Raw genomic sequence first — 26,300 nt, 5'->3', positions numbered from 1 at the left:
GAGAAACGTTGTCTGACGGCGGTAAAACGAAAACAACAGTTGAGATTTACGGACAGTCCTATACGATCATCGGTCAAGAAACGAAGATGCATATGCGACACGTTGCTTCAATTGTTGATGATAAAATGAGAGAAATAAATGAAAAAAACCCATACCTTGATATAAACAAATTAGCTGTACTGACAGCAGTCAATGTCGTCCACGACTACTTGAAATTAAAAGAGCAATACGAAAAACTAGAGATTCAGCTTAAAGAAAAGGAATGAAATTACCGTGATCGATATCATCATTTTGTTTTTGCTTCTTATGGGAACGCTTGTCGGTCTAAAACGCGGGTTTATTCTTCAATTTATTAAATTGATCAGCTTTGTTGTTTCTATCTTAGTGGCTTCCATGTTTTATCAGTCACTTGCACCACAGCTTACGTGGATTCCAGCACCTAATTTTAGCGGCGGTCAAGCGCAACTCGCTTTCTTTAGTGGGAATCTAGAAACAGCTTATTATAATACCATTGCGTTTATCATTCTGTTTATCTTGACCAAAATCCTGCTCGCCATCATTGGCGGATTGCTCACAACCATTGCAAGTATACCTGTAATTAAGCAGGTCAACAAACTGCTTGGCGGTGTTTTAGGATTTCTTGAAACCTATCTATTTGTATTTATTCTTTTGTTTGTCGCTGCATTACTTCCAGTCGATGCACTGCAAACAATGTTGAGCAAATCGATATTAGCAGATGCGATCGTAAGCCACACCCCTTATCTGTCCGGTCTTGTCAAAGACTTATGGACGACTTATGGAGTTTAAAAACTTCTCCTATCTTGGAGAAGTTTTTTCTCATTCCATGACAGAAAGTTGTAGGATGAAGGAAAAGTTTGTATATTTATAAATGAAGATGCCAAAGCGGCTGGAGGATGAGAGATGAATAAAAAAGATATTATCAAACTTCTTGAAACAATTGCAGTCTATATGGAGCTAAAAGGAGATAATCCTTTTAAAATTTCTGCCTTTCGTAAAGCAGCAGCGGCACTGGAACAAGATGACCGCAGCCTTTCTCAAATAGATGATCTATTAGCATTACCCGGCATTGGAAAAGGAACCTTTGCTGTGATCACTGAGTATATCGAAAAAGGACAATCAGAAACACTCGAACAATTAAAAAAGGAAGTGCCTGAAGGACTTGTCCCGCTTTTGAAATTGCCAGGACTCGGCGGGAAGAAGATCGCTAAGCTTTACCAAGAGCTTGGCGTCCATGATGCACAGTCTCTAAAAGAAGCATGCGAAGCGGAAAAGGTACAAGCGCTTGCTGGCTTCGGGAAAAAAACAGAAGAAAAGATTCTTGCAGCTCTTGAGGAAGCAGGAAAGCAGCCAGAACGACTGCCAATTGGCTTTGCATTAGATGTGGCAGAGCGGATTGATCATGCACTTGAAGAGATGAAAGGTATCATCCGTTTTTCAAGAGCCGGCAGCTTAAGACGTGCACGCGAAACCGTCAAAGATTTAGATTATATCATTGCAACAGACAATCCTGAGCAAGTCAGAGAGCAACTTGTTGCACTTGATGATGTGAAAGATGTGATCGCAAGCGGCGATACGAAGGTATCTGTTGTGCTTGCCCTTGATTTTGAAATCAGTGTTGATTTCAGGCTTGTGACATCAGATCAATTCGCAACGACGCTGCACCATTTCACTGGCTCAAAAGATCATAATATTCGAATGCGTCAGCTTGCAAAGGAACGCGGAGAGCGCATTAGCGAATATGGTGTGGAAACGATTGAAACTGGAGAAGTAAAAACGTTTAAAGACGAAAGCGCTTTTTATGCGCATTTTCAACTTCCACTCATTCCACCAGAAATTCGTGAAACCGGAGCAGAGATTGATACGTATAAAGAAAGTATGCAGTTTGTAGAATTGAGAGATATCAAAGGCGACCTACATATGCACTCGACATGGAGTGATGGAGCCTTCTCTATTCGTGAAATGGCGGAAGCATGTATCGCAAAAGGCTATGAATACATGGCGATTACAGACCACTCGCAATATTTAAAAGTAGCCAACGGTTTAACAAAAGAACGTTTGCGTTTGCAAGCAAAAGAAATTGATAAGTTGAATCAGGAATTCGAGCATTTTCACATATTCAAAGGGGTCGAAATGGATATCCTGCCTGATGGATCGTTAGATTATGATGACGACTTTTTAAAAGACATGGATTTTGTCATTGCGTCTATTCATTCTAGCTTCTCTCAGCCGGAAGAAGTCATTATGGAACGCCTTGAAAATGCCTTGCGTAATCAACATGTCGATTTAATTGCACATCCAACAGGCCGTTTGATCGGTAGACGTGATGGCTATGCCTTGAATATAGATCAGCTCATAGAGCTTGCGAAGAAAACAGGCACTGCACTTGAACTCAACAGTAATCCTTCAAGACTGGATTTGAAAACAGAGCACTTAATCAAAGCAAATGAAGCGGGTGTGAACATCATGATCAATACAGATGCGCACAACATCGCCATGCTGGATCATATGGAAGTTGGTGTAACAGCTGCAAGGAAGGGCTGGACACAAAGAGGAAATGTCGTGAATACTTTTACTCTAAACGAGATCAAAAAGTTTTTAACGCGTGACAGGTAGTCGTTAGGAGGCTGGACCATGCTGCAACAAAAAGTGTTATCATCATTAGAATTTCATAAAGTAAAAGAAAAAGTGATGTCCTATACCGCATCCACATTAGGAAAAGAAAGAGCGCAGGATTTAACACCTCTGACGGATATAGAAACCATTCAGCATTTGCTGGAAGAGGTAGCAGAAGCGCAAGATGTGATCCGCTTAAAGGGGTCTGCGCCATTTGGCGGATTAACAGATATTAGACGTGCAGTGAAACGGGCAGAAATCGGCAGTACATTAAGCCCTTCTGAGCTGATGGAAATCGCAGCGCTGTTATATACAACGAAAAATATGAAACACTTTCTCACGTCCATGTATGAAGATGGGGTAGACATACCTCGCCTTCATACATATGCTGAGACGTTGATATTACTGCCAGAAATCAGAAAAGAAATCGAAAGCTGTATTGGTGATAATGGAGAAGTGCTTGATCATGCAACCCCTGCCCTTCGTTCATTGCGCATTCAATTACGCTCACTAGAATCAAAAGTCCGTGATAAATTAGAAGCGATGATTCGTTCACAATCGGCTTCAAAAATGCTGTCAGACACCATTGTCACCATTCGTAATGACCGGTTTGTTATTCCAGTGAAACAAGAGTACCGCTCGAATTACGGCGGAATTGTTCACGATCAGTCTTCATCAGGGGCAACTCTTTTTATTGAGCCGCAAGTCGTCGTGGATGTAAATAACACCTTGCAGCAAACCCGTTTAAAAGAGAAGCAAGAGGTTGAAAAGATCCTGCAAATGCTGACAGAGAGTGTGTCAGAGCACATTGGGGAACTGCTTCACAATGTAAAGGAACTACAGACGCTAGATTTTATTTTTGCTAAAGCTAAATATGCAAAGACAGAAAAAGCCACTAAACCTGCTGTGAATGATCAAGGAGAAATCTATTTAAAACGAGCAAGACATCCTCTATTGCCTCGGGATCAAGTTGTCGCAAATGATATTGAACTCGGTAAAGATTTTTCAACAATTGTGATCACTGGACCAAATACAGGGGGAAAGACCGTTACTTTAAAAACGCTTGGTCTTCTGACGCTGATGACACAGGCGGGCCTCCATATTCCAGTTGAAGAAGGCTCTGAAGTGGCTGTGTTCGACCAAGTCTTTGCTGATATTGGAGACGAACAATCCATTGAACAAAGCTTGAGTACGTTCTCATCTCATATGGTCAATATTGTCGATATCTTAAAGCATTTGACTTCTAACTCTCTCGTTTTATTTGATGAATTGGGGGCAGGAACAGACCCAGCTGAAGGTGCGGCACTTGCGATGAGCATATTAGATGAAGTGCATCAAACAAATGCACGTGTCATTGCAACGACTCATTACCCCGAGCTGAAGGCATATGGGTATAACCGGGAAGGCGTCACGAATGCAAGCGTGGAGTTTGATATCGAAACCTTATCACCAACGTACCGCCTGCTCATCGGTGTGCCTGGACGAAGTAACGCATTTGAAATTTCAAAGCGTCTTGGTTTGCCAGATCACCTGATAGACCGGGCAAAAGCGGATATGCATGCAGAGCATAATGAAGTAGACCAAATGATTGCTTCATTAGAAGATAGCAAGAAACAGGCAGAAGAAGAACTGCATGAGACAGAAGTCTATAGAAAAGAAGCAGAAAAGCTTCATAAAGAATTGCAAAGACAAATTCTTGAATGGAATGAGCAAAAAGACAAACTGCTTGAAGAAGCTGAACAGAAGGCGAAAGAGAAAATTGACCAAGCATCAAAAGAAGCAGAAGATATCATTCAAGAGCTCCGTTCGATAAAAAGTGAACACCGCTCATTCAAAGAGCATGAACTCATCGATGCGCGAAAGCGTCTTGAAGAAGCCGTTCCTGAGTTTGATAGGAAAAAGAAGCCAGAGCCAGCGAAAAAAGCAGTAAGACAGCTGAAGTCAGGCGACGAAGTCAAAGTGCTCACCTTCGGGCAAAAAGGAACGTTGCTTGAACAAACAGGCGACAAAGAATGGAGTGTCCAAATGGGCATTCTGAAAATGAAGGTAAAAGAAAAAGACATGGAATTTATCAAATCAGCACCTGAATTTAAGCAAGAAAAAGCCATCACGGCAGTTAAAGGGAAAGATTATCATGTCTCGCTTGAACTCGATTTAAGAGGCGAGCGTTATGAAAATGCCTTAAGCAGAGTCGAAAAATATTTAGATGATGCTGTATTAGCTGGTTATCCGCGCGTGTCTATTATTCACGGAAAAGGAACTGGCGCCCTTAGAAAAGGGGTTCAGGAATTACTGAAACAGCATCGAAGTGTGAAAAATGCTCGTTTTGGCGAACAAGGTGAGGGAGGATCAGGCGTCACCATCGTCGAATTAAAGTAAAAAGGAGAAAACGCATGAAAGCCTTTTGGGAAAATGAACTTGTGGAAATTGCCGCCTATTATAGCGTGGCCGTCCTCTGTCTCGTTTTATTTCTAACCATTTTTGAACTCGTCACCTCTTATAAAAACTGGGAAGAGATCCAGCGTGGCAACTTAGCTGTTGCCATGGCAACAGGCGGGAAGATCTTTGGGATTGCGAATGTGTTTCAGCATTCAATCGCACAGCACAATTCCCTTCTTCAAATGGTTGGATGGGGCGTATACGGCTTTGTGATGCTGCTCGTCAGCTATTTCATTTTTGAATTTTTAACACCGCGTTTTAAAGTAGACAAAGAGATTGAAAATGATAATAGAGCGGTCGGATTTATTTCACTCATCATTTCAGTTGGGCTGTCTTATGTAGTAGCAGCCGGCATTTAAGGAGACGACATGGAAAAGCTAGCAAAAGTATTAATCGTAGTTGCCTGCACTTTTGCGGTCATTGGTGCCGTTTATCTGTTCCTGTGAAATGAAAAAACAACGTTAGAAAGCTGTCAGGGAACCCCTTGGCAGCTTTTATCTCATCAAAGGCGGCGAATGATGATATGAAGCACATTCTGCAAAAAGACGAACTGATCAAGCGCATTGACACTTGTCTTCAAATGACACCCCTCCCAAGAAACATATATGAACCGTATATTGCACGTCCATTTCAAACGTCAGGATTTTTTGATGAGTTGAGTCCCTATATTCAAATTGATTCGAATGGCTATATCCTCATTCAATATGAACGGGGAATTCAAATGCTGCATAAAAGAACAAAATTGGCGGATGAAGTCATTTACTGGATTTTAGAAGATACCATTTTTCTCACGATTTACATCGACATGATGAGGAAGTATCAAGTCGACAACATCCAGACGCATTTACCGAATGACCCAAGTATCCATCAGCAGATCGTGGATAGAGTCAACGAGGCATTTCGTGCTATTGGTGGTTTATATGAACAGTGGCATCATGAAGGAAAAAGAGCTTCTATCGAAACACCGGCGAAAAAGTAAATATGTACAATTGAACCAAGCCCTATTAGAAAAAAGCAAACTGCCCTAAGGAAAAGTTTGCTATAATATAATAGTACGAAAGTTCAGGAAGGAGGGTTTTTATGCAGTCAGATAAACGTTGGCTTCTGCATTACCCGAATCAAATTCCCCACGAACTCACCATCCCAAATGAAACATTGCAATCTTACTTATTCAGCTCCGCAGAGGCTGCACCTGAGCATACAGCCATTCATTTTCTAGGAAAGAACATCACCTATGAACAGCTGCAAGAAGACGTATTGAAACTAGCCAATCATTTGATCAAAATTGGCGTGAAAAAAGGCGACAGAGTAGCGATCATGCTACCGAACTGCCCTCAATCAGTCATCTCTTATTACGCTGTTTTAATAGCAGGTGGCATCGTTGTTCAAACAAACCCGCTCTATACAGAGAAAGAACTGGAATACCAAATGGAAGACAGCGGCGCCAAAGTGCTGATCACGCTCGATCTGTTGTATCCAAAGGCTTATAAAATGAAAGCGCTGACAAGTATGGAGCACTTCATCATTACCAAACTACAAGATTATTTACCATTTCCGAAAAACATACTGTTTCCTATTGTGCAAAGAAGAAAAAATAAAATGGTTATCCAAGTCGAGAGAAATGAAACCATTCAACACTTCGCGCAGATTATGAAAGAATTAGAAGGTGAACAGCAGATACCCGCACTTTCCTTTGATCCGAAAGAGGATATCGCTGTTTTGCAATATACAGGCGGAACGACCGGTTTACCAAAAGGGGTCATGCTCACACATGAGAATATTTTAGCGAATACTGAAATGTGCGCTTCTTGGATGTATAAAACGAACAGGGGGAAAGAACGCATCCTCGGCATCATTCCGTTTTTTCATGTCTACGGAATGACGACTGTCTTAAATCTTGCTGTCAAAGAAGGGCATCAAATGATTCTGCTCCCACGCTTTGATGTCGCAGATACCCTCAAAACCATTGAAAAACAGAAGCCGACACTATTTCCAGGCGCACCAACCATGTATATTGCCTTGCTGAATCATCCGAACATTGAAAAGTATGACCTGTCGTCCATCACTGCATGTCTAAGCGGCTCAGCGGCACTACCTGTTGAAGTCAAACAAAGCTTTGAAAAATTAACAGGAGGACGCTTAGTGGAGGGGTATGGACTTTCAGAAACCTCTCCCGTCACTCATTCTAACTTTTTATGGGGAGCGAACAAAACAGGCAGCATTGGCTGCCCGTGGCCTAATACAGATGCCGGTATTTACTGCGAAGAAACCGGAGGCCTCAAAGAGCCATATGAGCATGGGGAAATTATTGTAAAAGGCCCTCAGATCATGAAAGGATACTGGAATCAGCCAGAGGAGACAGAGGCTGTCTTACGAGATGGCTGGTTTTTCACTGGAGATATAGGGTATATGGATGAGGACGGTTTTTTCTATATCGTTGACCGAAAAAAAGATGTGATCATTGCGAGCGGCTATAATATTTACCCAAGAGAGGTCGAAGAAGCCCTTTATGAGCATGAGCTTGTACAAGAAGTTGTCGTTGCAGGTATTCCAGATCCGTACAGAGGAGAAACAGTAAAAGCATTTATTGTACCGAAAAAGAATGCCTACTTAACAGAGGACGAACTTGATCGCTTTGTCAGAACGAGAATTGCCTCATTTAAAGTACCGCGCGTGTATGAATTTAAAGAGTCACTGCCTAAAACAGCCGTCGGAAAGATATTGCGCAGAGTATTAATTGAAGAAGAAAAAAGAAAGCACGCTTCTTCAACTGAAACGCCTGCCGATCAACCGAAAACATAGTCGTTCATCATCCGGTCCACAGGCCGGATGATTTGAATGTTGACCGGCTGCTCTGTTATGCTAAAAGAGGAAAGAAGAAGATCACTTGACAAATCGTTCGTTTCTTTTTAACATAAAGTTATGAATGAATACTCATTCAATTTAGAAAGGGACGAAGCACATTGAAGCAGAAAAGACCGAAGTACATGCAAATTATTGATGCAGCAGTTGTGGTGATTGCAGAGAATGGCTATCACCAATCACAAGTTTCAAAAATTGCGAAACAAGCAGGGGTAGCAGACGGAACCATTTATCTTTATTTTAAAAATAAAGAGGATATTTTGATCTCATTATTCAAAGAAAAAATGGGACAATTCATCGAACGGATGGAAACAGATATTCAAAAGAAACCGTCTGCGAAAGAAAAGCTTCTACTGCTCATTGAAGAGCATTTTCGTATGCTTGCGCAAAATCATCATTTGGCTCTTGTGACACAGCTTGAACTCAGGCAGTCAAACCTTGAGCTGCGGCAAAAAATCAATGAGGTGCTGAAAGGGTATTTAAATATGCTCGAATCCATTTTAGCAGATGGAAAGAAAACAGGAGAATTTAGACAAAATCTAGATGTCCGTTTAGCGAGACAAATGGTATTTGGGACGATTGATGAAACCGCTACAACATGGGTCATGAATGATCAAAAATATGATCTTCCTGCACTTGCAGAAAACGTACGTGATCTACTCTTAAACGGAATACATCAATCTTAAAGACATTTTGAAAAAGGATGATTGACATGGAAAAGATACTCACCTTACATCATGAAGGACAGACAGCACTTATCACGATTCAGCATCCACCAGCAAACGCCTTATCTTCTCAGCTGCTTAGCGAGCTTAATGACATGTTTGACCAGCTCGAACAAAATGAAGAAGTAAGAGTCATTGTGATTCACGGGGAAGGAAGATTTTTCTCAGCAGGTGCTGATATTAAGGAATTTACGACCTTGCAGGAAGAGTCTGACTATTCAAGCCTTGCAGACAGAGGGCAGCAGGTCTTTGAACGGATTGAACAATGTCCAAAACCGGTCATTGCTTCAATTCACGGAGCTGCATTAGGCGGGGGCCTTGAGCTTGCCATGTCTTGTGATATCCGAATCGCAACAAAAGATGCGAAGCTTGGACTGCCGGAACTAAACCTCGGTATCATTCCAGGATTCGGCGGTACGCAGCGCCTGCCGCGCTATGTTGGTTCTGCTAAAGCGCTTGAAATGATGGGTACAGCTGAACCGATTACAGGGGAAGAAGCATTTGCTTGCGGACTTGTGTCAAAGCTGGCAGAAACAGAGGAAGAGGCGCTCGAAGCAGCCAAAACACTTGCGTCAAAATTTGCAACGAAAAGTCCGAAATCACTCGAGTATGTGCTGGATTTATTGAATGCGACAAAATTGTATTCATATGACGGCGGTATGAAGCTAGAAGCTAAAAAGTTCGGTGAGATTTTCCAATCGAATGATGCCAAAGAAGGCATCCAAGCCTTTATCGAAAAGCGCAAACCAAATTTTAAAGGGGAATAAGGGATTAAACGACACAAGGGGGAGAAATACATGAATATATTTGTTTTGATGAAGCGTACGTTTGACACGGAAGAGAAGATTTCGATTCAGTCTGGTGCAATTCAAGAAGATGGAGCAGAGTTCATTATTAATCCTTATGACGAGTACGCCATAGAAGAAGCGATCCAGCTTCGCGACGAGCACGGGGGAGAAGTGACCGTTGTGACAGTTGGCAGTGAGGATGCGGAAAAACAGCTGAGAACAGCGCTTGCTATGGGCTGCGATCAAGCCGTTTTATTAAATGTGGAAGATGACTTAGAAGAGTGGGATCAATATTCAGCTTCTACGATTCTTTACCATTATTTAAAGGACAAAGAGGCTTCCTTGATCTTAGCAGGGAATGTGGCAATTGACGGTGGCTCTGGACAGGTTGCCCCGCGTCTTGCTGAATTACTTGGGTTTTCATATGTCACAACGATTACAAGTATCCAAATTGATGGCGGCTCTGCTTCGATTGAACGAGATGCAGAAGGTGATGTGGAAGTCATTTCTGCTGAGCTCCCGCTTGTTGTCACTGCGCAGCAAGGTCTCAATGAGCCACGCTATCCATCATTACCTGGCATTATGAAGGCAAAGAAAAAGCCTTTAGAAGAATTGGAACTTGATGATTTAGATCTCGATGAAGATGATGTGCCATATAAAATCAAAACAATTGAACGTTTCTTACCGGAGAAAAAAGAGGGTGGCAAGGTGCTGAGCGGAGAGCTTCAGGATCAAGTCAAAGAACTGACAGATTTACTTAGAAATGAAGCGAAGGTCATCTAAACATCCACTTTACGATATCACGAGAACAAGGGGGAACTTGAAAGATGAGTAAAAAAGTTGTTGTACTTGGAGAAAGTCGTGACGGTAAATTAAGAAATGTGACATTTGAAGCCATTGCTGTCGCTCATCAAGTGGCAGATGGCGGTGAAGTCATTGGCGTGTTAATAGGGGATGACGTCAAAGACCAAGCGAATGAACTGCTTTACTATGGAGCGGATCATGTCATGATTGTGGAGCATCCGCACCTTTCATATTATACGTCAGATGGATTTGCGCAAGCACTTCAAGCTATATTCGATCAGATTGACCCAGATGCCGTCCTTTTTGGCCATACGTCTATCGGAAAAGACTTGTCGCCGAAAATAGCTGCACGCTTGCAAACTGGCCTCATTTCAGATGCAATTGATGTAAGCGTTACCGGAGAACATCTTGTTTTTACAAGACCGATTTATTCTGGAAAAGCCTTTGAAAAAGTGATTTCAACAGATCGTCTGCTTCTGGCAACCATCCGCCCAAACAACGTGGCACCTCTTGAGCGGGATGCCTCACGAAGCGGAGACATTACACCGGTTTCTGTCGATATTCAAAACTTGCGAACGATTGTGAAGGAAGTCATTAAAAAAACGTCAGAAGGTGTAGATTTATCTGAAGCAAAGGTCATTGTTGCCGGGGGACGTGGGGTCAAGAGTAAGGAAGGGTTTGAACCGCTGAATGAACTCGCTGAGACGCTGGGTGCAGCAGTCGGTGCCTCACGTGGCGCCTGTGACGCAGATTACTGTGATTACGCCCTGCAAATTGGGCAAACAGGCAAGGTCGTCACACCTGATCTCTATATTGCGTGCGGGATATCAGGGGCGATTCAGCATTTAGCCGGAATGTCTAACAGTAAAGTCATTGTGGCGATTAACAAAGACCCAGAAGCTGAGATCTTCAAAATCGCCGATTACGGAATCGTCGGTGACTTGTTTGAAGTGGTACCACTTTTGAATGAAGAGTTAAAAAAGATGAATATCCACTCGTAACGCTCATACACTCAGAATGCCTAGGTATTCTGGGTTTTTTTGTATGTAATCAATACACAAAGGAGCGGTTGACAAGTGAAGGGAACAGTAAAAGTCAATGACGTGATCGGACGTATTTCTAAACACATCTATGGACATTTTCAAGAGCATTTAGGAAGAGGGATTTATGATGGAATTTGGGTCGGAAAAGATTCAGAGATCGATCATATTGAGGGGATTCGTACGGATGTGCTAAAAGCCCTTCAAGCATTACATATTCCGGTGCTTAGGTGGCCGGGCGGCTGCTTTGCAGACGAGTATCATTGGGCAAATGGTGTAGGAGATCTGAGCGAACGAAAGCCAATGGTGAACACTCATTGGGGTGGCACGGTTGAATCCAATGAATTTGGTACACATGAGTTTATGAAATTGTGTGAGCTGCTTGAATGCGAGCCTTATATTTGCGGAAATGTGGGAAGTGGGACTGTTCAAGAATTAGCAGACTGGGTCGAGTACATCACCTTTCCAAAGGGAACACCTATGGCCGATTGGCGCATTCAAAATGGAAAAGAAGAGCCTTGGGATTTGACCTATGTTGGTGTAGGAAACGAAAGTTGGGGCTGCGGCGGGAATATGACGCCTGAATACTATGCCGATTTATATAAACGATATCAAACGTATGTGAGAGAATTTGCAGGTCAATCCATATACAAAATTGCGTGCGGAGCCAATTCAAATGATGTGAATTGGACAAAAGTATTAATGGAGCGCGCCGCACCTTGGATGGATGGACTCAGTTTGCATTACTACACTGTACCTGGTACGTGGGAGAAGAAAGGGTCAGCGACTGAATTTGATGAAGATGAATGGTTTATCACGTTGAAAAAAGCCTATGAGATGGAACGGCTTGTCTTGGATCATGGAGAGATCATGGATCGGTATGACCCAGATAAGAGAATCGGGATGATCATTGATGAATGGGGGACATGGTATGATCCAGAACCAGGAACAAATCCAGGGTTTTTGTATCAGCAAAACACGCTAAGAGACGCACTTGTTTGTGCCCTTCATTTTCATATCTTTCATCGTCATTGCCAGCGAATTCATATGGCGAATATTGCTCAGACGGTCAATGTTCTTCAAGCAATGGTGTTAACGGAAGACGAAAAAATGCTTCTGACGCCGACGTATCATGTGTTTCACATGTTTCAAGTGCATCAAGAGGAGGAAGCACTTGAAGTGGATTTCGTGTCAACGCCTTATGAACGAAGCGGTGAAAAAATACCTCAAGTTAGTGTGTCAGCTTCGCGTTCGTCAGATAAGATGCATATTAGCTTCTGTCACCTGAATCCGCATGAACAAAACGAAGTATCCCTTGCTATTGAAGGTTTGGATGCACAAACAACGAAAGTCACGGGCCGCGTGCTGACAGCGGACCGCATGAATGCGCACAATACATTTGATGATCCTCATGCTGTCCAGCCAGCAGAGTTTCAGCAATTTGCTGTAAAATCCGGTGAGTTGACCATAGATCTGCCGCCAATGTCTGTGGTGATGCTCACAATCGATTTGGCTTGATCGCATATTTAGATGTTTGATGAGCAGGATGTTGGGGCATCATACATTGTAAACAAAGCGGAAAGGGAGTTATTGATATGCTTAGAACGATTCTCATGATTATCGGTGCAATTGTTGTCATTGGTGCGATTGTACGGTTTGTTTTTTAATTCATTTCATAAAAACTGATTCGTAAGCATTTCATTCGCAAGTCACATTGGTAGATGCTATACTAAAAAGCATAATTTACATTGGAGGAATGAATAATGGCAATCGTAAAAGCTACTGACGCAACATTTTCACAAGAAACTGCAGAAGGTGTTGTTATTGCGGACTTTTGGGCACCATGGTGCGGACCTTGTAAAATGATTGCTCCAGTTCTTGAAGAACTTGATCAAGAAATGGGCGATAAAATGAAAATTGTAAAAATTGATGTAGATGATAACCAAGAAACTGCTGGTAAATACGGCGTAATGAGTATCCCAACACTTCTTGTTTTAAAAGACGGCGAAGTGGTAGAAACTTCTGTTGGTTTCAAACCAAAAGAAGCACTTGCTGAGCTTGTTAACAAACATCTATAAACCTGTCTATGCCCAAGCGGCATACTCACTGAAGCGGTTCTCGTAAAGACGAGAGCCGCTTTTCTTTCAATATGGTATAAAACAAATGTTCGTGATACACTAGAAGGAGTGAAAGAGGAAAACAAGGACGGATGAAAATATGAACAAACTGATCAAAGAAAAGCTATCGGTCTTGCCAGATCAACCTGGCTGCTATTTAATGAAAGATCGACAAAATACAGTCATTTATGTGGGAAAGGCAAAAGTCTTAAAAAATAGAGTACGCTCTTATTTCACTGGATCTCATGACGCCAAAACGCAGCGACTTGTCAGTGAAATTGAAGACTTTGAATACATTGTCACCTCTTCTAATATCGAGGCACTCATTTTAGAGCTGAATTTAATCAAAAAATACGACCCAAAATACAATGTCATGCTCAAGGATGACAAAACGTATCCTTTTATTAAAATTACGAATGAACGGCATCCTAAATTGATCGTCACCCGTCATGTAAAAAAGGACAAAGGGAAATATTTCGGACCATACCCGAACGTACAGGCAGCACGTGAAACAAAAAAACTGCTCGACCGTTTATATCCTCTCAGAAAATGTGCCACCCTCCCTGACCGCGTCTGTCTCTATTATCATCTTGGACAATGTCTTGCGCCATGTGTGTATGACATTTCTGAAGAAACGAATAAGCAGCTCGTGGATGAAATCATAAGGTTTCTAAACGGAGGACACCAGCAAATAAAAAAAGAACTCACCGAAAAAATGCAGGAAGCTGCCGAACAACTAGAGTTTGAACGGGCAAAAGAACTGAGAGATCAAATCGCTTACATTGACTCTACGATGGAAAAACAGAAAATGACGATGAGCGATTTATCAGATCGAGATGTTTTTGCATATGCCTATGACAAGGGCTGGATGTGTGTCCAAGTCTTCTTCATCAGGCAGGGAAAATTGATTGAACGCGACGTTAGCCTGTTTCCTATGTATCAAGATCCTGAGGAAGAGTTTCTCACGTTTATGGGGCAATTTTATGCAAAGAACAACCACTTTCTACCTAAGGAAATTTTGGTGCCAGATAGCGTAGATCAAGAGATGATTGAACAATTGCTTGAGACGAACGTTCATCAGCCGAAAAAAGGAAAGAAAAAGGACTTGCTATTACTTGCCCATCAAAATGCCAAAATCGCTTTAAAAGAAAAATTTTCGCTCATTGAGCGTGATGAAGAGCGCTCAATTGGTGCGGTGAAGCAGCTTGGAGATGCACTAAATATTTATATGCCTTACCGGATTGAGGCTTTTGATAACTCGAATATTCAAGGTGCTGACCCAGTTTCTGCCATGGTCGTTTTTCAGGACGGGAAGCCGTATAAAAAGGAATACCGAAAATACAAAATTAAAACCGTCACAGGTCCAGATGATTATGCATCGATGCGTGAAGTCATTAGAAGGCGATATACTCGCGTGTTAAAGGATGAGCTTCCGCTACCAGATTTGATTTTAATTGACGGTGGAAAGGGACAGATCAATGCAGCGATAGATGTCCTTGAAAATGAGTTGAATCTGTCTGTTCCAGTAGCAGGTCTAGTCAAAGATGAAAAGCACCGGACTTCCAATCTGATGATGGGCGATACACTTGAAATTGTTGCACTTGAGCGAAATAGCCAAGCCTTCTATTTATTGCAGCGCATTCAAGATGAAGTGCACCGGTTCGCAATTAGCTTTCACAGGCAGCTGCGCGGAAAAAATGCATTTCAATCTATTTTAGACGATGTGCCAGGTATCGGAGAAAAGCGTAAAAAACAGTTGCTTAAACATTTTGGCTCTGTGAAAAAGATGAAAGAAGCCACGATCGAAGACTTTCAAGAGGCTGGCATCCCGAAACAAACGGCCGAGCTTTTAATGGAAGCTTTAAAAAAATAGATTGTACTTTTTCCAAAAGTCTGTTAAGATTGTGACTAAATTTAATAAATGAACGTGTTGTTTGTTGAAGATAGAGGTGCGAACTTCAAGAGTAAGCCTTCAGAGATCGATGGGATCTAGGAAGAGGGCTGAAAGGGGAGCGTCGCCGAAGTGAATAAAATCCACTCATTTTATTCGCTGGCTGTACATTGAAGAAATGTAGGGCTGTCAAGAATTTATTTCTTGGAGGGCTATCTCATTGTTTGCATCGTTTGATGATGATTATAAAGCAATGGGAGATCTGTTCTCTCATTGCTTTTTTTATTTGCAGTGAGCGGGCAATCTCCAAAGCCGCTTCTTGCCTCTTCTCTCACACGTGATCTTTTGAAAAAGGGTGGTAGACATGGGACTAATTGTACAAAAATTTGGCGGAACGTCTGTTGGATCGACAGAAAAAATTCGCAATGCTGCAGAAAGGGTCATCGCTGAACGCGAGGCCGGACATGATGTGGTTGTGGTTGTGTCGGCAATGGGTAAATCAACGGATGTTCTAGTAGACCTAGCGAAAGAACTCACAGATCATCCGAGCAATAGAGAAATGGATATGCTGCTCGCAACTGGAGAGCAAGTGACCATTTCCTTATTAACGATGGCGCTACAAGCAAAAGGCTATGATGCCATTTCCTTTACAGGCTGGCAGGCTGGTATGAAAACAGAGCAAGTACATGGTAACGCAAGAATCGTCGATATTGATGAATCAAGAGTAAAAGAGGAATTAAATGCTGGGAAAGTGGTTGTCGTGGCAGGGTTCCAAGGCATCGCAGATGATTTGCATATCACAACGCTTGGACGTGGTGGATCAGATACAACAGCTGTGGCACTTGCTGCTGCACTAAAAGCAGATAAATGTGATATTTACACAGACGTTCCAGGTGTGTTTACAACAGATCCGCGTTATGTACCGGCGGCACGAAAACTTGCAGGTATTTCATACGATGAGATGCTCGAACTGGCTAATTTAGGAGCTGGCGTCTTGCATCCGAGAGCTGTTGAATTTGCGAAAAATTATCAAGTCCCACTAGAAGTCCGTTCTAGTATTGAAAATGAATCGGGTACGTTAATTGAGGAGGAATCATCCATGGAACAAAATTTAGTCGTCAGAGGCATTGCATTTGAGGATCAGATTACACGCGTGACGGTGTGCGGTCTTTCAAGCGGTCTCACCACATTGTCGACCATCTTTACGACACTTGCGAAACAAAATATCAATGTGGATATCATCATTCAGTCCGTCACAAGCACGAATCAGACGTCGATCTCTTTCTCTGTGAAAACGGATGATTTGTCTAAAACAGTTGAAGTGTTAGAAGAATATAAAGGAGCACTTGGCTATGAACAGATCGAGACAGAAAGCAAATTAGCCAAAGTATCTATCGTTGGATCTGGTATGGTCTCAAATCCAGGCGTAGCCGCAGAAATGTTCGCTGTGTTAGCGGAAAAAGACATACAAGTGAAAATGGTCAGTACGTCTGAAATCAAAGTCTCAACAGTGGTTGGCCGTGACGATATGGTCAAAGCAGTAGAAGCACTGCATGATGCGTTTGATTTATCAAAGGTAGCTGCCCATTCTTAAAACAAAAAGGAGGTGTATCTCATGAAAGAGTGCACCTCTTTTTTATATTCGAAACCGGCGCATACAAGAAAGGAAAACGTGCGTAAACCCACTCACTAAGTATGCTATGATAGAAGAAGACAAACAAAAAAGGCGTGACCTAAAGTCCGCGCCTTTCAGAAAGAGTGTTAGCTAGGGTCTCTTAAATCCCATTTAACGGTTAAAATGACTTTATCAGCACGCTTTTTCACTTGTTCATAAGATTCAGCCACGTGCTCGTTAAGAAGCTGGATTTGTTCAGCAATAAAACCTGCTTCCATCTGAAAGCATGGCTCCTTTTGATAGGTGAGTCGATTTGATACAAGTGGACCTTCGAGCTCAAACTCAATTTCCTGTTTTTTCGAATGGACCATCGTGAGAGTTCCCCAACCGGCATCATGGAAAAATTCGGGGATCTTCTCCCATGACTCTTGAGGAAATTTACGAGCAAGCAGCTTACCCGCAAAATACATCATAGATGAATGATCCTGACCAAGAATATCAGGCAGCAGAACTTCGCGTATCAGCTCGTAGGCAAATCCATTGACTTCAATTTCTTTTAGCTGTTCTAAGTTAGATTCGAATTTATTCATTGTACGGCTCCCCTCTTTCAACAATTTATTATAGCTTATGTGAGCATATGATGACAGAGTTTTCCCTGAAGTCTAAGAAATTCTTATTGTAGTAAAACGAATTTTGATTTAAAACTTTTAAATTTCGGAAAATTTTAATTTATGTACGCGGTTTCTTGACGCTTTTTTGACATAGGAGTAAAATGAAATTGTCAATAAATTTGAATAAAGTGCTTACAATTGAAAGAAGCGGGGGTAAGACAATTTTCAGCAATTGCACTTTTTACTAGGGGGTAAAGTAATGTCGGGGAACAAAGAATTTTTTTATCGGAGATTGCATTCTTTGCTTGGCGTCATTCCGGTCGGTCTATTTTTAATTCAGCACTTAGTTGTGAACCATTTTGCGACGAGTGGACCAGAGGCGTTTAACAAAGCTGCACACTTTATGGAACAGCTTCCATTCAGATATGCACTTGAGCTGTTCGTGATTTTCTTACCACTGATCTATCATGCTGTTTATGGGGTGTACATAGCCTTTACGGCACAAAACAACACGTCTCGCTTCAGTTACTTAAGAAACTGGTTGTTCAGACTGCAAAGGATTTCAGGTATCATCACATTGATTTTTGTCAGTTGGCACGTATGGGAAACCCGAATTCAAGCGCAGCTTGGAGCTGAAGTGAACTATGACATGATGGCGAATATTTTAAGCTCTCCATTTATGCTAGGCTTCTATATTGTCGGCGTTTTATCTACTATTTTCCACTTTGCTAATGGCTTGTGGTCATTTGCTGTCAGCTGGGGAATTACTGTTTCACCACGCTCACAAAGAATCTCCACATATGTGACATTAGGTATATTTATAGCGCTTTCATATGTAGGGCTAAGAGCAATTTTTGCTTTTGTTTAAGAGGAAATAGATTAGTAGAAGAGGGAGAGGGGCTACAATGAGTAATTCTAGCATCATCGTTGTCGGAGGCGGCTTAGCTGGTCTCATGGCAACTATTAAAGCAGCAGAAGCGGGAACAGCTGTTAAACTATTTTCAATCGTACCTGTAAAACGTTCGCATTCCGTATGTGCACAGGGCGGAATCAACGGAGCGGTAAATACAAAAGGTGAAGGGGATTCACCTTATGAGCATTTTGATGACACGGTATATGGTGGAGACTTCTTAGCCAACCAGCCGCCAGTAAAGGCAATGTGTGAAGCAGCGCCGTCCATTATCCACTTACTTGATCGGATGGGTGTGATGTTTAACAGAACACCAGAGGGATTATTGGACTTCCGCCGCTTCGGGGGAACACAGCACCACCGTACAGCATTTGCTGGAGCTACAACAGGTCAGCAGTTATTATATGCACTTGATGAGCAGGTTCGCCGCTATGAAGTAGCAGGGCTTGTCACGAAATATGAAGGCTGGGAATTCCTTGGCGCTGTGTTAGATGACGAGGAAGTATGCCGAGGCATTGTCGCTCAGAACTTGACGACAATGGAAATTGAATCCTTCCGTTCAGATGCAGTGATCATGGCAACAGGCGGTCCTGGAATCGTGTTCGGAAAATCAACGAACTCCATGATCAATACTGGATCTGCTGCATCCATCGTCTATCAGCAAGGGGCTCATTACGCAAATGGAGAATTCATTCAAATTCACCCAACAGCGATCCCTGGAGATGACAAGCTTCGTCTCATGAGTGAATCGGCTCGTGGTGAAGGCGGACGTGTTTGGACATATAAAGACGGGAAGCCTTGGTATTTCCTAGAGGAAAAATATCCAGCATACGGAAACCTTGTACCGCGTGATATCGCAACGCGTGAAATTTTCGACGTATGTGTCGAACAAAAGCTTGGCATCAACGGAGAGAACATGGTATATCTCGATCTTTCTCATAAAGATCCGAAAGAACTTGATATTAAACTTGGTGGCATCATTGAAATCTATGAAAAATTCATGGGTGATGACCCGCGTAAGCTTCCAATGAAAATTTTCCCTGCTGTTCATTACTCAATGGGCGGATTATGGGTTGATTATGATCAAATGACAAATATCAAAGGTCTATTCGCTGCCGGAGAATGTGACTACTCTATGCACGGCGGAAACAGACTTGGTGCAAACTCACTGCTTTCAGCCATTTACGGCGGAATGGTCGCTGGACCAAATGCTGTGAAGTACATTAGCGGTCTTGAAAAGTCTGCGGAAGACCTACCTTCTGCAACATTCGACAGTGCTGTGAAGAAAGAGCAGGAGAAATGGGACAACATTCTGAGCATGGACGGAACAGAAAATGCGTACGTGCTTCATAAAGAGCTTGGAGAATGGATGACGGATAACGTCACAGTCGTTCGTTACAATGACAAACTCTTAAAAACAGATCAGAAGATCGAAGAACTAATGGAGCGCTACAAACAGATCAACATCAATGATACCGCTTCATGGAGCAACCAAGGCGCTGCCTTCACACGTCAGCTTGACAATATGCTTCAACTGGCAAGAGTCATTACGATCGGGGCTTACAACAGGAATGAAAGCCGAGGCGCACACTACAAACCGGACTTCCCAGAGAGAAACGATGAAGAATTCCTAAAAACAACGATGGCTACGTTCAAAGGAAAAAATCAAAAGCCTGCATTCCACTATGAGGACGTCGATGTATCGTTAATTGCACCTCGTAAACGAGATTACTCGAAGAAAAAGGTGGAGAAATAAGATGAGTGAAAAAAACAAGATTCAATTCATAATCACACGTCAAGATACAGCAGATGGAAAGCCTTATGATGAAGAATTCGAAATCCCTTACCGCCCAAATATGAACGTCATTTCCGCACTCATGGAAATTAGACGGAACCCAGTCAATAAACAAGGGGAAAAAACAACGGCGATCAACTGGGATATGAACTGTCTTGAAGAGGTGTGCGGAGCTTGTTCTATGGTCATTAATGGAAAGCCGCGTCAATCATGTACAGCTCTTATTGATCAATTAGACCAGCCGATTCGTCTTCAGCCGATGAAGACATTCCCGGTTGTAAGAGATTTGCAGGTTGATAGAAGCCGGATGTTCAATTCCTTGAAAAAGGTGAAAGCATGGGTACCGATCGATGGCACGTATGATCTTGGTCCAGGACCAAGAATGCCTGAGAAAAAACGTCAATGGGCATACGAGCTTTCGAAATGTATGACATGTGGCGTCTGCCTTGAAGCTTGTCCAAACGTGAATGATAAGTCTTCCTTTATGGGACCTGCACCGCTTTCGCAAGTTCGTCTATTTAACGCACATCCGACAGGTGCGATGAATAAGTCTGACCGTCTAGAAGAAATTATGGGGGACGGTGGCCTTGCGAACTGCGGGAACTCCCAAAACTGTGTGCAGTCTTGTCCGAAAGGAATCCCGCTGACAACATCAATTGCTGCACTTAATCGAGATACAACTTTACAAGCATTCCGTAATTTCTTCGGAAGCGATCACGCAGAATAACATCACATTCAGTCCTCTTTGCCAATCATGATGAGTGTTTTAGAGGCTGGATGCAATATTTAAACAAACGCCTCTTCCGATATGGGAGAGGCGTTTTGTTCCAATTAAGGAGATGATCAAGTGAGATTGCCGTCATATATTGAAGAACCGTTTGAAGAGTGGAGGGCGTCCTTTCGATTTTATGTCGAAACGACTGTTCGTTTTTCAGAAACGGATATGTTTGGCCATATGAACAATGTTACCCCTTTTGTGTATTTTGAAGAGGCGCGCATTGCCTTTTTTCAAAAAACAGGCATTGTTGATAAACGGATGAAACGTGTGAGAGAAACCATGACAGTCGTCGCTAACCTGCAATGTGATTACATCAAGCAGGTAGAGATTGGAGAGAGGCTTCGTGTGTATGTCAAGCCTGAGAAGGTCGGCTCAAGCTCACTCATTCTTCATTATTTAGGAGAAAATGAACAGCAGGAGCCATGCTTTACAGGCTCAGTCACCATGGTGCAAATTAGTAAAGACACAGGCACATCTGTCCCATTTACGGAAGACGAGAAAGAGACATTTCAGGCGCAGCGAAATGAGTAGCATGCTGTCTGATCAACGTACACGCTTCATTTTGTTATAATAAAAGCACCATATCAAGAAGAAACAAGAGGAGAACACATGAAGATTTTTCAATATGACACCATTGATAGTACAAATAATGAAGCGAAAAGGCTCATGCAGCAAGGAGAAAAGCCCTCATTTGCTGTCTATGCACGCCAGCAGACAGCAGGTAGAGGCAGACTTGGCAGGCCGTGGGAAACACCTTTAGGAAATGTGGCGGTAACCATGACAGTCATGCCACCAGAAGAACTTTCTACTCAGTCAACGATCGCCCCGCTGACAGCACTGGCAATCTATGATGTGCTGAAACCACTCATGAGAGCGGAGGATGAGCTGGCGATCAAATGGCCCAATGATATTCTCATTAATGAAGCAAAGGTATCCGGTACATTAATTGAAGCAGACCGCAGCGCCATTTATATCGGTGTTGGCATCAATGTAGAGACGAAGCCGGAGTATGTCCCGTACAAAACGATTTGCTTATCAGAGCTGACAGAGGTGAAAGCTGATCAGCTAGTGAAAGACCTAGCAGCGGCTTTTGAAAAATACCATTCACGCTGGCAAAATGAAGGGTTTGAAGCACTAACTTTCCTTTATAACAAACGGTTATATCGTCTCAACAAGCCGCTTCGCATTTCGTTAGATCGTGAAAAGCAAACATGGGAAGAAGGCATTTGCTGCGGTGTTAACCGCTTTGGTCATCTTCAGCTAAAAGATGATAAAGGACAGATCAAAGCTCATTCTGCGGGAGATATTGATGCCCCGCTTCAACATTAAAAAAAGCAGACGATGTTCTCGTCTGCTCAGCGTGTAGACAAACCCTCGCATTCGTTGTCAGTCCTGCGTGCTGGTGCTCACGAATGTCAAATTCGCTCCGCGCCAGTACTCGTCCTTCCTAGACTGCAAAGGTTTTCTATCACGCTGAAAAGAAGACAAAGGGCTAAAATCAAGATCATTTTAGCCCTTTGTCAACAATCTGAGCAGACGATGTTCTCGTCTGCTTTAGGCTTCTCTTTTAATATGAGGTTGTACAATATAGTCTTGTTTCGTAAAGACAACCCCGTCTAGAATTTCTCTTGCGGTTCGAATGACTTTGACTCTGTTTTGAGACATGTCAATGTCCGTTTGCATAATCCCGGCAGGGTGCCCAATTCGAAGCGTATCATGCTGTCCATCATAAAGCTGTGCAGGAAGCGTATGTTCCATAAAGCAGCTGGCTGATATGCAGACAGAACCGGTAATGGCAAGCGCTTGGTGTGGTCTTTGCATCGATAACATGCGTACGACGATATCCATATTGGCTGCTCGTCTCAGCACTCCGTTTGTATCGGTATAATCAGCAGGCTCACTAATGATCGCAAGCTTCGGAACGGCTGGTGACTGTAATGTCGCCGTGTCTTTTGGCGCAAAGTGACACATTTCAGCAGCGATAGAACGAATCTCTTCTAAATCAGTCAGTAATGCATCTGTAAACTCCTCAGGTAATTCGGTTCCTTTTAAATGAAGATCCTTCGCTCGGACAAAGGCAATGGGATTTGCGATGTCAACGATCGAGATCGGAATTTCTCCAAATTTTGTCTGAATCATATCGATGCGGTTTCCTGTCGGAAAAGTTTTACCTGTCACAGCGCCTTCAGGTTTTTCAAAGGATAGATAGATGGGAGACCCTGTCCCTTTTACTCCTGGAATTTCTACATCTCCCTCAAATTTCACTTCACCGTTTTCAACTTCAACCTCTGCTACAATGACTTTATTGGTGTTGGTATTGAGGATACGTACAGTCGTAATGGGCTCAACCGCTTGAACAAGTCCTTTAATGATGGCGTAAGGTCCAACCGCTGATGAGATATTCCCGCAGTTTCCTTTAAAATCGACATATCTCTCATTGATGCTGACTTGTGCAAACGTATAGTTCACATCCACATCTGGACGTGTGGCTTTATCGATAATGGCTACTTTGCTTGTTAAAGAATTACCGCCGCCGATCCCATCGACCTGCAGCCGGTCAGGACTGCCCATAATGTCTAAAAGAAATGCCTCGAGCTCATCGTGGTCATAGGGAGCATCGTTTGCTTGAATGAATACCCCTTTGCTTGTACCGCCTCGCATCATTGTGATTGGAACTTTTCTCATTGCTCTCACCCTCAATTTTTAATGAACTGTTTATCTAATCAAAATGGTAAAGTATAATAAGAAATAAGTTAAATACATTATTTTAAGAGAAATAGATAAAAAATTTTTATAACAAGGGCAAAAGGAGGGCGCACAATGGATGAAAAAGACTGGCGGTTTTTAAAGGTGTTATATGAAGAGAAGAACATTACAAAAGCAGCGGAAAAATTATTTGTCTCTCAACCTGCCTTAAGTTATCGATTGAAGCAGCTTGAAGAGGAGTTTGATATGAAGCTTTTCTTTAAAAGAAAACGAGGGATTGAATTTACGTCAGAGGGCGAGTACTTGGCTAAATACGCAAATGACATGCTCAAGCAGCTTCAGCAAACGAAAGATGGCATGCTGAATATGCAAAAAAAGGTTAAAGGAACAATCCGGTTAGGGGTCTCAAGTAACTTTGCTCAATATAAGCTCCCAGAAATTTTAAGAGAGTTTTCTAAGCAGTATCCACACGTCCAATTTATGGTCAATACAGGCTGGAGCACTAAAGTCATGGACTTATTAGGCACATCGAGTGTCCATTTAGGGATTTTAAGAGGAGATTACGACTGGAATGGAGAGAGGTTTTTGCTTGATAAAGAGCGACTTTGTATCATTTCAAAATCAGAAATTCAGCTAAAGGACCTTCCGAAGCTGCCGCTCATTGACTATCATACAGATAGTTCATTAAAACGATTGATTAACAGATGGTGGCAGGAAACGTTTGCCATGCCTCCGCTTGTGACGATGGAGACAGACCGCCAGGATACATCAAAAGAGATGGTCAAGCACGGGTTAGGCTATGCCATTGTCCCAGAAATTTGCCTCAGGCCAAGTGATGAGCTATTTGTAAAAGGTCTTTCGTATAAAGATGGACAGCCTGTTTTAAGAGATACATGGCTTATGTACCAGCCTGACTCCCTTCATTTGTCTGTTGTGAAAGCATTCATCGAATTTTTAAGAAGCCGGCAAGGTTGATTATAAAAATAATTTATAGAATATACGAAAAAATCAATATTTTCATTATGAAAAAAGCTATTATATCCTTGAAATAGAAAGCGCTAACATTCAGATCACAAGTGAAAAGGGGCGCTTGTTGATCGTGTAAAAAGAGGATGGAGGGATATATAGTGCTAGCTATTTTAGGGCTCTTAATGGTCGTGACTTTTACATTTCTTATTATGACAAAACGAATGCATCCGGTGGTGGCGTTAACCGTTGTACCGATCATCTTTGCATTGATTGGTGGGTTTTACAGTGGGCTAGGGGATATGATGCTCGATGGACTCAAAACGGTTGCACCATCTGCCGCTTTATTGCTATTTGCGATTTTATTCTTCGGTGTCATGCTGGATGCAGGGCTATTTGATCCACTGATTAAACTCATTTTACGTCTTGTGAAAGGGGACCCTGTCAAAATTGCGTTTGGGGTAGCGGTTTTGTCTATGCTTGTTGCATTAGATGGTGATGGGACGACAACATACATGATTACCGTGTCCGCTTTACTGCCGCTTTTCTTAAGAATTGGGATGAATCCGCTGATTTTAGGAACGATTTCATTATTATCATTAGGGATTATGAGCGGTATGACCCCGTGGGGTGGTCCAGCTACTCGAGCAATTGCTGCGCTCGGCTTGGATGCAGCTGAATTTTTTATTCCATTACTCCCAACGATGGTAGCAGGGGGTCTATTCATCCTTTTTACTGCCTATGTGCTTGGGAAAAAAGAGCGGAAGCGAATTGGTGTTGCAGAGATTCAGTATAAAGAAGAGTATCAGATATCCCCGGAGCTGGCTGCGTCAATCGAAGATGGCGTAGAAGACATAAAGAGACCGAACCTCATTTGGGTGAACTTCTTCTTGACGATGGCGGTCATGGCAACACTTGTTTTAGACATCGTACCGATTCCAGTTCTCTTTCTCATTGGGTTTGTCATCGCGCTCATGATCAACTATCCAAAGGTTGAAGATCAGCGCGAGAGAATTTTATCACATGCCGGAAATGCCTTAACGGTCATTACCCTTGTGTTTGCAGCTGGAATTTTCACAGGCATTTTTTCAGGGACAAAAATGGTGGAGTCTATTGCTAACTTGGTCATCTACATGATTCCGGATTCCTACAGCTCATTCTTTCCACTCATTGTCGCTTTAACGAGTATGCCATTTACCTTTGTTCTTTCAAATGATGCTTATTATTTCGGGGTGTTGCCAATTTTGGCGGAAGCCGGCGCTGCATACGGGATTGATCCTGTGGAGATTGCGCGTGCTTCTATTATAGGACAGCCTGTCCACTTGCTAAGCCCTCTTGTGGCTTCAACGCTTCTTCTTGTCAGTATGCTGAACAAAGATATTGGCGATTTGCAAAGGTACGCCCTGCTATGGACCGTGTTAACTGCCCTTTTTACAACATTAATCGCTTTGTTAACAGGTGCCATTTCTATCTTTTAAATACGTGTATAAAAAGGACGATGTCTCAGGTAGGAGACTCGTCCTTTTTTGTGCGGATAAAAGCGCACAAAATGGACGCTCATATGCGGGAATTCTCGATTTTAACGTCACCTACCTCGGGCAACCGGCATATGATATCTC

Annotated in this window: 24 protein-coding genes and 1 riboswitch; of the genes, 22 read left to right on the top strand and 2 right to left on the bottom strand. The window is 42.5% G+C overall.

The annotated features are described in order from the left end of the window. Window positions 1-8: 8 nt before the first annotated feature. The 15 genes from zapA to MKX52_RS12595 all read left to right on the top strand — a co-directional run bounded on the left by zapA (window position 9) and on the right by MKX52_RS12595 (window position 16,894). Window positions 9-266, top strand: a complete 258-nt coding sequence (zapA, locus tag MKX52_RS12665; protein ID WP_012010831.1) for a cell division protein ZapA — start codon at window positions 9-11, stop codon at window positions 264-266. Window positions 267-273: 7 nt separating this feature from the next. After that, on the top strand, window positions 274-807 hold the full coding sequence (locus tag MKX52_RS12660) for a CvpA family protein (RefSeq protein WP_012010830.1): 534 nt from the start codon (window positions 274-276) through the stop codon (window positions 805-807). A gap of 114 nt (window positions 808-921) precedes the next feature. Further along, window positions 922-2,634, top strand: coding sequence for a DNA polymerase/3'-5' exonuclease PolX (gene polX / locus MKX52_RS12655; RefSeq protein ID WP_342490806.1), 1,713 nt, complete (start codon window positions 922-924; stop codon window positions 2,632-2,634). A 21-nt stretch (window positions 2,635-2,655) separates the two neighbouring features. Next, window positions 2,656-5,013, top strand: a complete 2,358-nt coding sequence (locus MKX52_RS12650; protein ID WP_342491894.1) for an endonuclease MutS2 — start codon at window positions 2,656-2,658, stop codon at window positions 5,011-5,013. 14 nt (window positions 5,014-5,027) lie between these two features. After that, window positions 5,028-5,432, top strand: coding sequence for a DUF350 domain-containing protein (locus MKX52_RS12645; protein WP_007501637.1), 405 nt, complete (start codon window positions 5,028-5,030; stop codon window positions 5,430-5,432). Between the two features lie 164 nt (window positions 5,433-5,596). Then, window positions 5,597-6,052 (top strand): immunity 63 family protein, encoded by a 456-nt coding sequence (locus tag MKX52_RS12640; RefSeq protein WP_342490805.1) that lies wholly within the window; start codon window positions 5,597-5,599, stop codon window positions 6,050-6,052. A gap of 101 nt (window positions 6,053-6,153) precedes the next feature. Beyond that, on the top strand, window positions 6,154-7,875 hold the full coding sequence (locus MKX52_RS12635; RefSeq protein WP_342490804.1) for an AMP-binding protein: 1,722 nt from the start codon (window positions 6,154-6,156) through the stop codon (window positions 7,873-7,875). Between the two features lie 161 nt (window positions 7,876-8,036). Next, window positions 8,037-8,621 carry a TetR/AcrR family transcriptional regulator gene (locus MKX52_RS12630; protein ID WP_012010825.1) on the top strand — a complete coding sequence of 195 codons (585 nt, stop codon included), beginning with the start codon at window positions 8,037-8,039 and terminating at the stop codon, window positions 8,619-8,621. A 26-nt stretch (window positions 8,622-8,647) separates the two neighbouring features. Next, window positions 8,648-9,427 (top strand): enoyl-CoA hydratase, encoded by a 780-nt coding sequence (locus tag MKX52_RS12625; protein ID WP_342490803.1) that lies wholly within the window; start codon window positions 8,648-8,650, stop codon window positions 9,425-9,427. Between the two features lie 30 nt (window positions 9,428-9,457). Continuing rightward, a complete protein-coding gene (locus MKX52_RS12620; protein WP_012010823.1) occupies window positions 9,458-10,231 on the top strand; it encodes an electron transfer flavoprotein subunit beta/FixA family protein in 774 nt (257 codons plus the stop codon). Window positions 10,232-10,275: 44 nt separating this feature from the next. Next, window positions 10,276-11,253: an electron transfer flavoprotein subunit alpha/FixB family protein gene (locus MKX52_RS12615; protein WP_342490802.1), complete on the top strand. Its 978-nt coding sequence runs from the start codon at window positions 10,276-10,278 to the stop codon at window positions 11,251-11,253. Window positions 11,254-11,328: 75 nt separating this feature from the next. Further along, window positions 11,329-12,810 (top strand): alpha-N-arabinofuranosidase, encoded by a 1,482-nt coding sequence (locus MKX52_RS12610; protein WP_342490801.1) that lies wholly within the window; start codon window positions 11,329-11,331, stop codon window positions 12,808-12,810. A gap of 245 nt (window positions 12,811-13,055) precedes the next feature. After that, window positions 13,056-13,370, top strand: coding sequence for a thioredoxin (gene trxA / locus MKX52_RS12605; protein ID WP_003216330.1), 315 nt, complete (start codon window positions 13,056-13,058; stop codon window positions 13,368-13,370). 139 nt (window positions 13,371-13,509) lie between these two features. Further along, window positions 13,510-15,282 carry an excinuclease ABC subunit UvrC gene (gene uvrC, locus MKX52_RS12600; protein WP_335348998.1) on the top strand — a complete coding sequence of 591 codons (1,773 nt, stop codon included), beginning with the start codon at window positions 13,510-13,512 and terminating at the stop codon, window positions 15,280-15,282. Window positions 15,283-15,345: 63 nt separating this feature from the next. After that, window positions 15,346-15,523, top strand: a riboswitch (Lysine riboswitch). 141 nt (window positions 15,524-15,664) lie between these two features. Continuing rightward, window positions 15,665-16,894, top strand: coding sequence for an aspartate kinase (locus MKX52_RS12595; RefSeq protein WP_088001956.1), 1,230 nt, complete (start codon window positions 15,665-15,667; stop codon window positions 16,892-16,894). A 167-nt stretch (window positions 16,895-17,061) separates the two neighbouring features. On the opposite strand, the gene MKX52_RS12590 is transcribed toward MKX52_RS12595, so the two are convergent. After that, window positions 17,062-17,505, bottom strand: coding sequence for a YslB family protein (locus MKX52_RS12590; RefSeq protein WP_003216293.1), 444 nt, complete (start codon window positions 17,503-17,505; stop codon window positions 17,062-17,064). A 280-nt stretch (window positions 17,506-17,785) separates the two neighbouring features. Between MKX52_RS12590 and MKX52_RS12585 the strand changes: the two genes are divergently transcribed. The 5 genes from MKX52_RS12585 to MKX52_RS12565 all read left to right on the top strand — a co-directional run bounded on the left by MKX52_RS12585 (window position 17,786) and on the right by MKX52_RS12565 (window position 22,338). Then, window positions 17,786-18,394 (top strand): succinate dehydrogenase cytochrome b558 subunit, encoded by a 609-nt coding sequence (locus MKX52_RS12585; RefSeq protein ID WP_012010818.1) that lies wholly within the window; start codon window positions 17,786-17,788, stop codon window positions 18,392-18,394. Window positions 18,395-18,431: 37 nt separating this feature from the next. Beyond that, window positions 18,432-20,192, top strand: coding sequence for a succinate dehydrogenase flavoprotein subunit (gene sdhA / locus MKX52_RS12580; protein WP_144469214.1), 1,761 nt, complete (start codon window positions 18,432-18,434; stop codon window positions 20,190-20,192). A 1-nt stretch (window position 20,193) separates the two neighbouring features. Then, window positions 20,194-20,958, top strand: a complete 765-nt coding sequence (gene sdhB / locus MKX52_RS12575; RefSeq protein WP_144455586.1) for a succinate dehydrogenase iron-sulfur subunit — start codon at window positions 20,194-20,196, stop codon at window positions 20,956-20,958. Window positions 20,959-21,078: 120 nt separating this feature from the next. Continuing rightward, window positions 21,079-21,540: a thioesterase family protein gene (locus MKX52_RS12570; protein ID WP_003216642.1), complete on the top strand. Its 462-nt coding sequence runs from the start codon at window positions 21,079-21,081 to the stop codon at window positions 21,538-21,540. 78 nt (window positions 21,541-21,618) lie between these two features. After that, window positions 21,619-22,338: a biotin--[acetyl-CoA-carboxylase] ligase gene (locus MKX52_RS12565; protein ID WP_216887147.1), complete on the top strand. Its 720-nt coding sequence runs from the start codon at window positions 21,619-21,621 to the stop codon at window positions 22,336-22,338. Between the two features lie 225 nt (window positions 22,339-22,563). Here MKX52_RS12565 and MKX52_RS12560 read toward each other — a convergent pair whose 3' ends face one another. Then, window positions 22,564-23,694, bottom strand: a complete 1,131-nt coding sequence (locus MKX52_RS12560; RefSeq protein ID WP_342490800.1) for a PrpF domain-containing protein — start codon at window positions 23,692-23,694, stop codon at window positions 22,564-22,566. Window positions 23,695-23,829: 135 nt separating this feature from the next. Between MKX52_RS12560 and MKX52_RS12555 the strand changes: the two genes are divergently transcribed. Together MKX52_RS12555 and MKX52_RS12550 are read left to right on the top strand one after the other, a co-directional pair. Continuing rightward, window positions 23,830-24,690 (top strand): LysR family transcriptional regulator, encoded by an 861-nt coding sequence (locus MKX52_RS12555; protein ID WP_088002276.1) that lies wholly within the window; start codon window positions 23,830-23,832, stop codon window positions 24,688-24,690. A 152-nt stretch (window positions 24,691-24,842) separates the two neighbouring features. Next, window positions 24,843-26,159 carry a citrate:proton symporter gene (locus MKX52_RS12550; RefSeq protein ID WP_151022299.1) on the top strand — a complete coding sequence of 439 codons (1,317 nt, stop codon included), beginning with the start codon at window positions 24,843-24,845 and terminating at the stop codon, window positions 26,157-26,159. The last annotated feature ends 141 nt before the right edge of the window (window positions 26,160-26,300 follow it).

The organism is Bacillus sp. FSL R5-0422 (genome assembly GCF_038610765.1).
Classification (GTDB): Bacteria; Bacillota; Bacilli; order Bacillales; family Bacillaceae; genus Bacillus; species Bacillus pumilus_O.
The sequence above is the reverse complement of the archived record's forward strand: the minus strand, read 5'-3'. Positions and strand labels throughout refer to the sequence as shown.